The sequence below is a fragment of the Glaciimonas sp. Gout2 genome (assembly GCF_035018905.1).
GTDB lineage: Bacteria > Pseudomonadota > Gammaproteobacteria > Burkholderiales > Burkholderiaceae_D > Glaciimonas.
In genome coordinates this window covers 92,678-105,721 of sequence record NZ_JASJXA010000008.1, presented here as the reverse complement: position 1 = coordinate 105,721, position 13,044 = coordinate 92,678, and the positions used below count along the sequence as shown (strand labels likewise).

Sequence of the window (13,044 nt, the reverse complement as noted above, 5' to 3'; positions counted from 1 at the left end):
GAGGTAATTACCGTGACTCAAATTGTCGTACTGCCCCATCCTACTTACTGTCCTGACGGCGCTGTGTTGCAGACCGTTGCTGGCAAAACGGTGTGTGACGTCCTTCTCGCAAATGATATTGACATCGAACACGCCTGTGAAAAATCGTGTGCTTGCACTACCTGCCACATCGTCGTGCGTGAAGGCTTCGCTTCACTCAATGCGCTTGATGATAAAGAAGAAGATTTGCTTGATATGGCTTGGGGACTGGAAGCAACATCGCGTCTATCGTGTCAGGCGATTGTCGGCGAAGAAGATCTGGTGGTCGAGATACCAAAGTATACGATCAATCATGCGAGCGAAAATCACTAATAGGTTGATGTCGGTGATTGATGCGCTTATCGATGTTCGGCGTTGACCAAGGACATTGGTAAGGTTATGGTTGAAAGTCGATGAGTGAAGAGTGACAATCGGCTGTTCAGGCAACGGATTAAATGCCCAACGTGTGATTGAAATAATATTTCGACGCCGCCGGTTTGCAGTTTTAAAAGGATGAGCGTAATGAAATGGATTGATACACTGCTAATTGCAGAGTCTTTGTATGACAAGTTTCCAGATGTTGATCCGACGACGATTCGCTTTACCGATTTGCACCGTTGGGTCTGCGAACTGGATGGATTCGACGATGATCCTAATCGGTCAGGCGAGAAAATTCTGGAAGCTATTCAGTTGGCGTGGATAGACGAGGCTAAGTAAGTACGGCAAATAAGTACGCTTTATTCCTGAGGTAATAGAACCAAGTTCAAAAATGGTTTGATCGGCCCATGTTAGCGCAGGCTGATAAGTTGGTAAGGCATTAAAAAAACCGCTGTCACTACATTTTGTAGTGACAGCGGTTTTTTTTGTAGCAATCTTTTAAGCGTTTAGCCGCGTCCTTCCAGGTGACCATCCACAACACGTACCGGATCGCCAACGCGCCATTCTTGTGCCGACTGTGGAAAACTCCGCAATTTACCGTTTTCCATCCGCACTTCTACGCGGTAGCTGGTTGTGGTGCGGGTCCGACTTTCGACCTCATTACCAGCAAAACCGCCGCCGACTGCACCGGCAACAGTCGCCAGTGTGTTGCCGTTTCCGTGGCCAACCTGATGCCCGAGGACGCCGCCTAATATTGCACCAGCGGCGATACCTAAGCCACTTGGTTTAGCTGCCTGTTGAATCGCTTGTATCGATTCAACGCGGCCACAACTATAACAAACGGGCGCGGGAGGAGGAGATTGTTGCTCGTTCGCATAACGTTGCGATGGAGGCGGTGCATGGCGTTGCTCAGCAACATAATTAGATTGTGATGAGGGTGCCGGATTGTTGTTTTGATTCGCCGCTAGTGCGGGTGTGGGTGCAATATTCGAATTGTTCATGGATGGTTGATTGTCGACCCCAGGCGCTGGTGCAGACATCGCTGCTACCGGTGGCGCACTGCTATTAGAGGTGGGAATCAAGCCGGTGATGGCCGCAACGCCCACCAGGCAAACCAGCGTGACAGCAACCGCGGCGGTTGCGACAAGGGGATGAATACGGCGCTTGATTGGATCAGACATTTTTATCTCCTCTAACAGTTTTTATTCAGTGGTTTCATTATCTATGATTCTTTCATGCAATTTTAGCAGCAGAATGTTTCAGATGTAATTGCTTGTAACACATTGTACAAATATGTTGGATTTTGACCAAAAAGTGATTTTTATAGTTATGTAGGGCAATATTTTAGATATTTATGGCGCTATCTGACGCCAATTCACGATCGATGTGGTTTCGAACAGAAAAATAACGAATCACCATGGCGTGAGGCGCACAGTTGATGACCGACTCCAAGCCTGAGCCCAGCAGGTGCTTTGCTAAATAGTAAAATACAGGTGTCGTCAGTGCAGATGTAAACGCAAATTGCCACCAGCGTGAAGCTGGCGGCAATTGGTTGATACGCCGGTTTAATCGGTCTGCTTATTACTAAGGACTAATCTTCCCGACGCAGATGTGGGAACAAAATAACATCACGAATGTTCGGCGAATCGGTGATGAGCATCATCAGGCGATCGATGCCAATTCCGCAACCGCCAGTCGGTGGCAAGCCGTATTCCAGCGCACGAATATAGTCGGCGTCGTAATACATGGCTTCTTCATCGCCCGCATCTTTGGCGGCAACTTGCGCCTGGAAACGCGCTGCCTGATCTTCGGAGTCGTTCAACTCCGAGAAGCCATTGGCGATTTCGCGGCCTGTCATGAATAGTTCGAAACGCTCGGTGATACCCGGTACAGTGTCCGATGCGCGGGCCAACGGTGACACTTCGACCGGATAGTCGATAATGTAAGTTGGGTCCCACAATTGGGCTTCTGCGGTTTCTTCGAATAGCGCCAGCTGCAACGCACCGAGTCCGGCGGTGGCGAATGGCTTGACGCCGAATTTTGCCAATTCAGTTTTGATGAAGTCAGCATCGTGCAGCTGTGCATCTTCGTAATGTGGGGCATATTTGTTGATCGCACCAACAATTGTCAGCCGTTCAAACGGCTTGCTCAAATCCAGTTCGCGGCCTTGATAGGTCAGGGTTGCGGTACCGTGGGCATCGATTGCAGCTTGTCGGATGACTTGTTCGGTGAAGGTCATCAACCATTGGTAGTCGACATATGCGGCATAGAATTCCATCATCGTGAATTCCGGATTGTGGCGCGGCGACACGCCTTCGTTACGGAAGTTACGATTGACTTCGAACACGCGTTCAAAACCGCCGACTACCAAACGCTTCAGATATAGTTCTGGTGCGATACGCAGAAACATTTGCATGTCGAGCGCGTTGTGATGGGTAATAAACGGCTTCGCGGCAGCACCGCCGGGAATCGTGTGCAACATCGGTGTTTCGACTTCCATGAAGTCATTTTTTTCCATGAAGCGACGGATCGATGACATCGTGGCAGTGCGTGCCTTGAATGTGCGACGGGTTTCTTCGCTCATGATCAGGTCAACGTAACGCTGGCGATACTTGGTTTCCTGATTGGACAGTCCGTGAAACTTGTCTGGCAAAGGGCGCAAGGATTTGGTCAACAAACGCAGGACGCTAATCTTGATCGATAACTCACCGGTTTTGGTCTTGAACAATGTGCCTTCTGCACCAAGAATGTCGCCCAGATCGTAATGCTTAAAAGCTTCATATTCCGCTTCACCAGCGAGCTCTTTGGTGATGAATAATTGGATACGGCCATCGGCTTTTGGACCTGATGCATCTTGCAAGGTCGCGAAGGAGGCTTTGCCCATGACACGTTTCAGCATCATGCGTCCGGCGACGACAACCTTGACCTCGGCGGCGTCCAGCGCTTCTTTATCGAGTTCGGCGTATTGCGCGTGCAGATCGGCGGCTTTATGGATGGGGCGGAAATCGTTTGGAAATGCGACGCCTTGTGCGCGTAGGGCAGTTAATTTGGCGCGGCGTTCGGCGATGATTTTGTTTTCGTCTTGTGGGACAGGTTGCTGCTGATTATCTGTCGTCATGTCAGGCTCTTTTTGATAAATACGATGAAATAACGGGTACTGATTGTTGGTGTTCAATGCGCTCGTGAGAACGTGGACATTGCGCACAATAAGCACGTTGCGCCAAATAGTTACTGGCTTCTGGCGCAACGTCGGCGCTTATCATGTTGCTGTTAAGTCTTTAATTGCTCTGTTCGCAATCTCAGCATCTCAGCATAATTAGCGCATTGAACATGTTAAACGCCTTGTTTCAGCGATGCCGCAATGAAGTCATCCAGATCGCCGTCGAGAATCGCCTTGGTATTGCCGCTCTCGAAGTTGGTGCGCAGATCCTTGATACGGGATTGGTCCAGTACGTACGAGCGAATCTGGTGACCCCAACCAACGTCGGTTTTGGAATCTTCCAGTTTTTGCTGCTCGGTCATACGATTGCGCAACTCCAGCTCATACAACTTGGCTTTCAGCATGTCCCACGCTTCGGCGCGGTTACGGTGTTGGCTGCGGTCGTTTTGACATTGAACAACGATACCGGACGGGCCATGCGTCAAACGCACCGCTGAGTCGGTCTTGTTAATATGCTGACCACCGGCACCGGAGGCGCGATAAGTATCGACGCGCACATCTGCCGGATTGACGTCAATATCAATAGAGTCGTCTACTTCTGGATAAACGAACAGGCTTGAGAAGGACGTGTGACGGCCATTGGCTGAGTCAAACGGCGATTTTCGCACCAGGCGATGGACGCCAGTTTCTGTACGCAAAAAGCCATAGGCATAGTCGCCTTCTACTTTCAAGGTCGCAGTTTTAATCCCGGCAACCTCGCCGTCAGACTGCTCCATGATCTCAACTTTGAAGCCTTTACGTTCGCAATAGCGCAAATACTGACGCAACAACATCGATGCCCAATCCTGTGCTTCAGTTCCACCAGCGCCGGCCTGGATATCAATAAAGCAGTTATTCGGGTCCATCGGATTGTTAAACATACGGCGGAATTCCATACCTTCGACCAGCTTTTTGAGCTCTTCGGTATCGGCTTCCACGGCTTCTACCGTTTCTTCGTCCTGCTCGTCGCGCGCCATCTGGAACAGATCGCTGGTATCGCGCAGGTCGGCTTCAATCTTGGTCAAGGTGACGACGATTGATTCTAATGATTTCTTTTCTTTCCCGAGTTCCTGGGCGCGTTTCTGGTCACTCCAGACGTCCGGGTCTTCGAGTTCGCCATTGACTTGATCGAGTTTCTCTACCTTGGTATCGAAGTCAAAGATACCTCCGTAATTCAATCTCACGTGACGTGAGGTCTGAGAGGAGGGCTTGCAGGGAATTTAAGCGTTCGGCTTCCATGATGATGTCTCTTGCAATAAACCCTAAATTATACGCGAGCCATTGGTTATCGAATGCAAAACGATGAAGGGGAGTCGATTTGTAGGCGCGATTTCATCCCGATTCGTTGGGTCAAGGTGAACTTTTGTTAAATCGCCAGTCTCTGAGCATCAGCAAATTACAATCAGAACGGCTCCTGAATGCTTTCTCCGCATCTTTACTGTTATTTAAGTTGAATAGAATCATGTCAAAACAATCATCAAAACTGGCTGCCCGTAGTGTGGCGCTCAGCGTTGGACTAGCCATATCACTGAGCGGATGCGGACTTTTTGCGCCGATCCCCGCGCCGCGTGGAGAGGTGCAAGGCGCATCGGTCAGCGCGGGCGAGTTAGCACAGTCGGACGTTAACCGCGTGGCAACATTGGCGATGCGCGACAATCTTGACAGCTTATATCGCTTATTGGATAAGTTGTATCGACGCAACCCAGCCGAGTGGAAAAAGACGGCAACTAGTCGGGACGATGCAATCAAACGTGTACGGGTTGCGATAGAGGCGCGCCAGCCTTGGGCAGAGTTGCAGGGGAAGCATGATATTGCGGCATTGTCGTTGGCCCTTGATCCAAGCTTTCAGGGCGATCGCGCAGCGGCGTTTATTTATGCCACGGCCGACATGATCATTACCGCGCATGGTGGTAAAACCACTTTTTATCTTATTGATGGCCTTAACGCCCAGTTTTTATACAACGCGGCCCGCAACCTCGAAGTTGCTTCATGGATACTTGGCACGCGACGAAATCCTGCTGGCCAGCTATTGCTACTGTCTAACGATATCTCTGAAGGTGAGCACAATCTAAGCTTTGAACGGGAGTTCGGCAAGATCATTGGTCGTATTGATTTGTTGGCGGTGGTGATCACCGAAAAATACCGGCGTGCCGGAATCAGCTATGTACAGAATTTGCTCGGCGGGACATTCCTGCAATTTTTACCTGTGCGATAAAATATTTTTTTCCGTCTTCATTTGAGTACTTCGCTTCCGGCTTGCTTGTCACGATTACTTTCTTGGAAGCTGGCAACAAACCATGCACTTGTACACGCATTAGATTTGATCGGTAGCGACCGCATCAGCTGGGTTTGGCGGATCGCGGCGAACGGTTGTTGCCACGCTCATGATACGGGCGCGGACCACGCTGATGGCTTGTTTCAGGGCGTAAACGTCGCCAAAGTATTGTTGTGGAATACTGATTTGGTTGGCATTGGCGTCAATTTCTTCGATCTCATCGCGCCATTGATTGACACTTTCAACAGTCGGATTTTTGGTCGCCCATATTTCATCTTCAAGCGATTTTATTTCTCGGTACCACACCACCAACCGCTTTCTCATCGTGGCCGCATAGATTCTTGGTATCACTTGTAGCAAGCCAAATAGCAGCGCCATAAAAGGCAGCAAAATAATAAATCGGCGCTCTATGAAGTTAGCTAACCAAAACGGTAAGTAGCGCTGCAAGAAAGGACGACCAGATTTGAAATAGCGTTTGGTTTCGTCAGAAATAGGAAAATCTTCGGCGTTTTGATTGGGAAAATATCCGCGTGGCGTGAAGTAATCTTGCGCTCCGTGAATTTCATTGGCGCCGTCCAATAACAAATAAGCCAATGCCGGATGCAACGTATCTTTCGATACGAGTAGTGCGGTGGCCGCCAACAAGGTCACGTCGGTATGCGGAAGGTCGTCCGCGAGACTGGTTGAGGCGCGTGGAAAGGTGACTTTGGATAGCGATGGAAATTGACGTACCAATGCATCGGCTTGAACAAAATTCATCAGCTTAAGATCGCTTTTGAGCAACCTCTGCATCATTTCGGAATCTGGTCGTCCTATGAAGAAAGCGGCATCGAGTGTACCGTTTTTTAATGCCTCATACGCTTTAGCCGAACCCAGTTCTTGTAGCTTGGTGTTTTGTTTGTTAAGCCCATTTTGCTTTAGCAGATCAGCCGCCACGATACGTAACCCGCTGCCGGGAACGCCGATGGAGACCCGCTTCCCCTGCAGTTGGGATAAACGCTCAATGGTGGTGGATGCCTGGTAAAAGACCCAGATCGGCTCGTAGGATACGGCGGCAATCGTTTGTAGATTTGGCGCGCGGTTAGCGTCACCAATACCAGACTGAATCAAGCCTACTTCATATGCGCTATCGGGGTTCTTCAACCGATCAAAATTTTCTACAGCTCCGGATGAACTGCGTATATCAAGCGTAATTCCTTCACGTTTTAAAATTTTGGCATAGCGCTCGGCAAAACCACGATAAATGCCGCCATCTGCACCGGTGGTGATCACGATGGTGCGTTGAACCGCTGGCTGCACAATGGCAATTGCAAGCCAGACTAAGCCAGCCAGTAACACGACACTGCCGATGATAATGAACCGCAACCGGCTACTCGTCATCAACGGTTTTTGAATGCGGTGGAGTGGCGGGCGTGTACGGGACATAGGATGTGATTTGGTCCGTTAGTATCAAAACACTGTCGCTGGCCTGACTAGCCTTACCAGCTAACGAAAAATCACCGCAGCTAACTGTGTGATAGAAGCGCAGCGGTAATCCCCAGAATTGCCATGATATTAACAGAGGTTTTTATCCAAAGTTCGAACCGGCTAAATGTCGACAGATCGACTATCTACTAAGTAAGCTATTAAGTAAGCGCCTCCGCATGCTCCACCATTAATTGTACTTTGGTAACGCCGTTGTATTCATTGGCATCAAGACGGAAGGCTACCTTGGCTTTGCCACCGAGTGCGTCGGTGTGCCCAAACCAGATTGCATCGTATCGTGTGCCATTTCTTTCTAACAAGAGTTTTAAATGTTTCTCTTTGAGAATACGCTGGCTGATGACCTTGAATTCGTCGCAGAATACCGGTGGTGCAAAGCCTTGGCCCCACACCTGGCCTTCCATCTGCTCGATGAATTGCGTGGTGTAATAGGCGTCTTCTAAAGGGCCATCGGTTTCGATGATTCGTTCAAGTTGATGTTTGCCGAGCCAAGCGCTGCCGACTTTTTCGAACGCTGCTGAGAAGGTCTCGAATGCATCCGCACGTATTGTTAATCCGGCAGCCATGGCGTGACCACCGAATTTTTCAATCAGACTTGGGGCATGCTTAGATACCAGATCCAGCGCGTCGCGCAAATGGAAACCGGGGATCGATCTGCCTGAGCCTTTGATCATGCCATCGCTGCCAGGGGCAAAGGTGATAGTTGGTCGAAAAAATTTATCTTTTAGTCGCGAGGCAACAATCCCGATGACACCTTGATGCCACGAAGCATCAAATACACTGATCGTATTACTGTCAGCCGGACTGAAATTATCGAGTAATGCGAGTGCGGTGTCTTGCATTCCAGCTTCGATTTCTCGACGTTCTTTATTGATGGTATCGAGTTGTTGGGCAATGACCCAGGCGCGGCCTTCATCGTCGGTGGTCAGGCATTCGATGCCTAGCGCCATATCGGCCAATCGTCCTGCAGCGTTCAGGCGTGGACCCACGGCAAATCCGAGATCGAACGGCGTGGCGCGGCGCGCCTCACGTCCTGCGGCCCGAAATAGGGCGGCAATCCCGGGGTGCATTCTGCCTGCACGCATCCGTTTTAAACCTTGGGCGACCAGAATCCGATTATTTGCATCCAGTTTAACGACGTCGGCAACGGTACCAAGTGCAACCAGATCGAGCAACACATCTAGTTTAGGCTGGGTTTGTGCATCGAATATGCCACGCTTGCGCATCTCTGCGCGCAACGCCAGCAACACATAAAACATCACGCCGACGCCTGCCAGATTTTTGCTGGGGAAACCACATTCGGGCTGATTTGGATTCACGATCACGCGTGCTGCGGGTAATGTATCGGCAGGCAAGTGATGATCGGTGACGACAACTTCGATGCCACGCCGATTGGCTTCGGCCACGCCATCAATGCTGGCGATACCGTTGTCGACGGTGACGATAATGTCAGGCGACTTTTCTCGTGCAGTCAGTTCAACGATTTCCGGCGTCAGGCCGTAGCCGTATTCAAAACGATTCGGCACGATGAAGTCGACGTTGGCACCCAGCAACCGCAATCCGCGCAGACCGACCGCACAGGCGGTCGCGCCATCGCAGTCGTAGTCGGCAACGATGACCATTTTCTTTTTCGCTGCAATGGAATCAGCTAAAAAGATGGCGGCGTCACCAATATGCAACAACCCGCTCGGTGCAATCAAAGAGCTTAATTCGCTTTCAAGTTCTTTTACGTCGAGCAGACCGCGTGCCGCATAGACGCGGGCCAGAACCGGATGAACGCCACTTTGGCGTAAACGCTCGGAGTCGCGAAATGGATAGGGCCGAGTAGTGATGCGCGTCATTGCACTGGCTCTTCCGCAGTCGTGGTGAAGGCCTCGTTTAACGAAGGCTTTATCCAGAATTTTTTAAGGGAAAGCGGCGTGGTGGTCAATTCGGTGATCCGGGTATTGTCGGTAAATGTGAGTGTCAATTGTTTCAGTTTGCCTTGTTGCACGGCGTTTAAGAGCGGGGCAAACCAGTCACGTTCCATCGCTTGAAATGCCTGTATCCATTCTGACCATTCGCCGGTCAGCGCAGGAGCGATTAAATCATCCAGTAACAGCAGGCCACGCTCGCCGCTAGTGGCGATAAGCTTTTCCGCATCGCCCATCACGTTGGCGTTAGGCTGGCTATCTTGCCCAAAAGCGCGCGACCAACCGTGCAAATTAAAGGTGTGGCTATAAAAAGGTAAGGCGCTTGACCCATCAACGGGCTGTGCGCTGGCGCCGCCCCACATCCATAAGGCATTCACAGCTTGCTGACGCGTTGCAGCGCGTTGTTCGTTGACGCTGTTTTCAAACCATTGCATTTGTACTTCATTTTGCAATTTGCGCCACGGGCGTGCACCTTCTCCGTGCGGCATCCAGATATCGACGTTATGGCCGCATGCCGCATCCGGTGTTGAGGTATTTAATTGCTGCCAGTCATCGGCGCGCATAAACCATGTATTGGCATCGCCATACAGCAAGATGCGGTTCTCGCCATCGAAAAGGGATTTAGCCTCTTCAAATAATGCGCGAGAATCCTTTTCGGACAGGCTTACCTGTCGAATATCGGTCAATACCAGATGGTCGCGCGCAATGTGAATGTGGGCCGGGTGAAGCATGAACCAGTAACCGTCGTCTACGGTCAGACCACATGCGCGCATGGCAGCGACTGCGACTGGAGGGCTTGTCGGTGCGTTGTTCGAATTATGCGGCTGAATGTTTTGGTTGGTGCTTAAACCGAAGTGTTGCGATAACCACCCTTCATGCGGCAGCGCCCTGGCAAATTCATCTAGAATCTGTTGTTGTTTACTGCCGCCTTTGGCGCGAGCAACAAGCGTGCTCAGCGCAGGCAGTTTTATTTCACGCAATATGTCGCGTGTCAGTTCAGCGGGCGGTAGGCTGAATGGTAGAAGAATGTCGAGATGTTTCATGCCCGAATTGTATGGCATCTCTGTAGCGGAAGTGGAAAAACCGTTATCTTTAGATTGCTTTACCTTTTTAAGGTAAGTGCATCTCCGCAGTTCTTTGACAAAAGAGCTTAGATCCATCTCCCAACATCTCGAGATGTAAATGGTATTTTTAATCGATAGTGCCGGTTGTTTTTATGGGTTTATCTGCCCGTTAACATCACTGGCGAATTCTGTGAAGTTTCCTATACTGTTTATTTTCAAGGAGAAAACCATGGGGCCAGAGCTGATAATGGATATGTGGGGCAATACCAGTCGGCAAATACCGCGTGCTACTTTTGAAGACTTAGTGGAAATGTTAGCGACAGAAATTGCTAAAATTTCCGATAAGTTATCAGAAGATGAACTTTATCGCATCATCGCCATTGGCGCGCTTTTTTACCAGCGCGGTTTTAAGGAAACGGGCGGATTCAGTACCGAAGATTTGCTCATTAAGACGTTATATGAAGGTGGCAGAGCATGACTGCGCTATCGAACTGGGTTCTGGTCTAGGGACGCCGCATTTAGGTGCATGTGTCAGATATCGCTAACTCGGCATTTAATAATTCATCTTTCATTATTTATCGCTGGTTGATTCAATTGACTTATTAAATTTGCACCAAATACTTTGGCAAACGCCTTTAAGTGTTTGAATTCGTTACAAAACGTTATAAGACTTCTGAATTATGGCAAACTGCTTGCTGATTTCAGGAGCCTTGCATTGAGCATTTTTAAAAATATACCGTTTGAGTGGTTGGTCGGCATACGCTACACCCGCGCTGGCAAGCGGAGTGGCCGTAATAGTTTTATTTCCTTCATATCGTTAATATCGATGGCTGGGATCGCGCTTGGAGTGGCGGCGCTGATCGTGGTGTTGTCGGTGATGAATGGTTTTCAAAAAGAGGTGCGGGACCGCATGCTGTCGGTTTTGGCGCACATCGAAGTATTCGATGGCTCCGGTGAAATGCCAAATTGGGAAGAGATCGCCAGGCAGGCTTTCAATAACAAAGAGGTCATTGGCGCTGCGCCATACGTCGAGGCGCAAGCCATGTTAACGCGTGATGGTGAAGTGCGCGGGGTTGGCATCCGTGGTGTGATGCCTTCAGAAGAGCCAAAAGTCTCGGATGTCACCAAGCAAATCAAACAGGGCGATTTCAATGCATTGAAGCCGGGTGAGTTTAATATTGTGCTCGGTAGTGAATTGGCGCGTGGGTTGCACGCAGGTATCGGTGACAAAGTTACTATGCTGGCTCCGCAAGGGCAGGTGACGCCCGCTGGCGTAGTGCCGCGTCTGAAGCAATTCAATGTCGTCGGGATATTTGAAGCCGGTCATTATGAGTTTGACTCGTCGCTGGCTTTTATCCAGATGGAAGATGCAGAAAAAATGTTTCGTCTGACTGCACCGTCCGGTTTGCGTCTCAAGATTACAGATATGTTGCGGGCGCCAGAAGTCGCGCAGCAGTTGGCGAAGACAATGCCAGCTAATTTGTATTTACGTGACTGGTCGCAGCAAAACAGTAACTGGTTCGCCGCGGTTAAAACCGAGAAGCGCATGATGTTTATTATACTCACGCTGATTATTGCGGTCGCGGCCTTTAACCTGGTTTCGACGCTGGTAATGACAGTTACCGAGAAGCAGGCGGATATTGCTATTTTGCGCACGCTGGGTGCTTCACCGGGTTCGATTATGAAAATTTTCATGATTCAAGGCGCGTTGGTGGGATTGATCGGCACCGCGCTCGGGGTGGGGTTTGGGGTGTTGATTGCGTTGAATATCGATGTCATCGTCCCGGCGATAGAACACGCGCTGCATGTCCAGTTTTTACCGAAAAGTATTTATGTGATCAGCGAGTTGCCATCTGATTTGCGCTGGCCTGACGTCTATACCATTGGCGGTGTTGCGGTAATATTGGCGTTTGTTGCCACCTTATATCCAAGTTGGTGGGCCGCACGGGTGAAACCAGCGGAGGCGCTGCGCTATGAATAACTCACTGAAATCCAACAATGACGGTAACAGCATGAACGAAATTATCTTGTCGAGCCGCGGCTTGGGAAAAACCTTTACCCAAGGCAGCTACTCCGTCAAGGTGCTAAATGGTATCGATATCGACGTCGTTAAGGGTGAGCAAGTCGCGATCGTCGGTGCGTCTGGCTCGGGTAAGTCAACTTTGCTACACCTTTTAGGCGGTCTTGATACACCGACGACCGGTGGCGTCACGTTGCTAGGTAAAGATTTGAGTAATTTGGGTGAAAAAGCGCGGGGCGATTTGCGCAATACTGCGCTTGGCTTTGTTTATCAGTTTCATCATTTGTTGCCGGAGTTTTCGGCATTAGACAACGTAGCCATGCCATTGATGATTCGACGCCTGAGTCGCAAGGACGCCCAAGAGCAAGCGCATGCAGTGTTGTCACGTGTGGGTTTGGCAAATCGTGTGATCCATGTTCCGGGTGAGTTGTCCGGTGGTGAACGCCAGCGCGTGGCGTTAGCGCGGGCTTTGGTCACGCAACCGGCATGTGTGCTTGCAGATGAGCCGACGGGGAACCTTGATCGGGCCACGGCACAGATGACATTCGATCTGATGCTGGAATTGTCGCAAACAATGGGGACCGCATTTGTGATCGTCACCCACGATATCGAACTGGCGCGACGTTGCGGTCGTATTTTGCGTTTGTCCGACAATGGCCTGGAGCCTTACGTCGACTAAGGTCTTATCAGTGGTC

Annotated in this window: 12 protein-coding genes; 6 read left to right on the top strand and 6 right to left on the bottom strand. The window is 50.2% G+C overall.

Annotated features, from left to right (window positions below):
- The first annotated feature begins 12 nt into the window (after positions 1 to 12).
- Both fdx and iscX read left to right on the top strand, forming a co-directional pair.
- Positions 13 to 351 carry an ISC system 2Fe-2S type ferredoxin gene (fdx, locus tag QN379_RS08150; protein WP_322240028.1) on the top strand — a complete coding sequence of 113 codons (339 nt, stop codon included), beginning with the start codon at positions 13 to 15 and terminating at the stop codon, positions 349 to 351.
- A 189-nt stretch (positions 352 to 540) separates the two neighbouring features.
- A complete protein-coding gene (iscX, locus tag QN379_RS08145) occupies positions 541 to 735 on the top strand; it encodes a Fe-S cluster assembly protein IscX (RefSeq protein ID WP_322240026.1) in 195 nt (64 codons plus the stop codon).
- Between the two features lie 167 nt (positions 736 to 902).
- Here the strand turns inward: iscX and QN379_RS08140 are convergent, their stop codons facing one another.
- The 3 genes from QN379_RS08140 to prfB form a co-directional block, all read right to left on the bottom strand.
- Positions 903 to 1,577 carry a glycine zipper 2TM domain-containing protein gene (locus tag QN379_RS08140; protein ID WP_322240024.1) on the bottom strand — a complete coding sequence of 225 codons (675 nt, stop codon included), beginning with the start codon at positions 1,575 to 1,577 and terminating at the stop codon, positions 903 to 905.
- Between the two features lie 410 nt (positions 1,578 to 1,987).
- Positions 1,988 to 3,514: a lysine--tRNA ligase gene (gene lysS / locus QN379_RS08135; RefSeq protein ID WP_322240022.1), complete on the bottom strand. Its 1,527-nt coding sequence runs from the start codon at positions 3,512 to 3,514 to the stop codon at positions 1,988 to 1,990.
- A gap of 215 nt (positions 3,515 to 3,729) precedes the next feature.
- A protein-coding gene (gene prfB / locus QN379_RS08130) for a peptide chain release factor 2 (RefSeq protein ID WP_322240020.1) occupies positions 3,730 to 4,834 on the bottom strand; the annotation gives its coding sequence in 2 pieces (ribosomal slippage) (positions 3,730 to 4,752 and positions 4,754 to 4,834; 1,104 coding nt in all).
- A 223-nt stretch (positions 4,835 to 5,057) separates the two neighbouring features.
- Here prfB and QN379_RS08125 point away from each other — a divergent pair.
- A complete protein-coding gene (locus QN379_RS08125; RefSeq protein WP_323506441.1) occupies positions 5,058 to 5,810 on the top strand; it encodes a hypothetical protein in 753 nt (250 codons plus the stop codon).
- A gap of 99 nt (positions 5,811 to 5,909) precedes the next feature.
- Here QN379_RS08125 and QN379_RS08120 read toward each other — a convergent pair whose 3' ends face one another.
- The 3 genes from QN379_RS08120 to QN379_RS08110 form a co-directional block, all read right to left on the bottom strand.
- Positions 5,910 to 7,295: a TAXI family TRAP transporter solute-binding subunit gene (locus QN379_RS08120; protein ID WP_323506440.1), complete on the bottom strand. Its 1,386-nt coding sequence runs from the start codon at positions 7,293 to 7,295 to the stop codon at positions 5,910 to 5,912.
- 200 nt (positions 7,296 to 7,495) lie between these two features.
- The gene (recJ, locus tag QN379_RS08115) at positions 7,496 to 9,193 is read right to left on the bottom strand and encodes a single-stranded-DNA-specific exonuclease RecJ (protein WP_322240015.1); all 1,698 of its coding nucleotides are present in this window, start codon (positions 9,191 to 9,193) and stop codon (positions 7,496 to 7,498) included.
- Positions 9,190 to 10,308 (bottom strand): hypothetical protein, encoded by a 1,119-nt coding sequence (locus QN379_RS08110; protein ID WP_322240013.1) that lies wholly within the window; start codon positions 10,306 to 10,308, stop codon positions 9,190 to 9,192. Before QN379_RS08110 ends, recJ begins: the two co-directional genes overlap by 4 nt.
- Before the next feature lie 139 nt (positions 10,309 to 10,447).
- On the opposite strand from QN379_RS08110, the gene QN379_RS08105 reads away from it, so the two are divergent.
- From QN379_RS08105 to lolD, 3 genes are all read left to right on the top strand, one after another.
- On the top strand, positions 10,448 to 10,807 hold the full coding sequence (locus QN379_RS08105; protein WP_322240012.1) for a hypothetical protein: 360 nt from the start codon (positions 10,448 to 10,450) through the stop codon (positions 10,805 to 10,807).
- 237 nt (positions 10,808 to 11,044) lie between these two features.
- Positions 11,045 to 12,310: a lipoprotein-releasing ABC transporter permease subunit gene (locus tag QN379_RS08100; protein ID WP_323506439.1), complete on the top strand. Its 1,266-nt coding sequence runs from the start codon at positions 11,045 to 11,047 to the stop codon at positions 12,308 to 12,310.
- On the top strand, positions 12,303 to 13,028 hold the full coding sequence (lolD, locus tag QN379_RS08095) for a lipoprotein-releasing ABC transporter ATP-binding protein LolD (protein WP_322240008.1): 726 nt from the start codon (positions 12,303 to 12,305) through the stop codon (positions 13,026 to 13,028). The genes QN379_RS08100 and lolD overlap by 8 nt, the downstream gene beginning before the upstream one ends.
- Positions 13,029 to 13,044: the final 16 nt, after the last annotated feature.

Excerpts from the sequence above, each read along its gene's own strand:
- iscX (WP_322240026.1), top strand. The coding sequence starts at position 541 with ATGAAATGGATTGATACACTGCTAATTGCAGAGTCTTTGTATGACAAG.
- QN379_RS08140 (WP_322240024.1), bottom strand. The coding sequence starts at position 1,577 with ATGTCTGATCCAATCAAGCGCCGTATTCATCCCCTTGTCGCAACCGCC.
- lysS (WP_322240022.1), bottom strand. The coding sequence starts at position 3,514 with ATGACGACAGATAATCAGCAGCAACCTGTCCCACAAGACGAAAACAAA.
- QN379_RS08125 (WP_323506441.1), top strand. The coding sequence starts at position 5,058 with ATGTCAAAACAATCATCAAAACTGGCTGCCCGTAGTGTGGCGCTCAGC.
- QN379_RS08120 (WP_323506440.1), bottom strand. The coding sequence starts at position 7,295 with ATGTCCCGTACACGCCCGCCACTCCACCGCATTCAAAAACCGTTGATG.
- recJ (WP_322240015.1), bottom strand. The coding sequence starts at position 9,193 with ATGACGCGCATCACTACTCGGCCCTATCCATTTCGCGACTCCGAGCGT.
- QN379_RS08110 (WP_322240013.1), bottom strand. The coding sequence starts at position 10,308 with ATGAAACATCTCGACATTCTTCTACCATTCAGCCTACCGCCCGCTGAA.
- QN379_RS08105 (WP_322240012.1), top strand. The coding sequence starts at position 10,448 with ATGGTATTTTTAATCGATAGTGCCGGTTGTTTTTATGGGTTTATCTGC.
- lolD (WP_322240008.1), top strand. The coding sequence starts at position 12,303 with ATGAATAACTCACTGAAATCCAACAATGACGGTAACAGCATGAACGAA.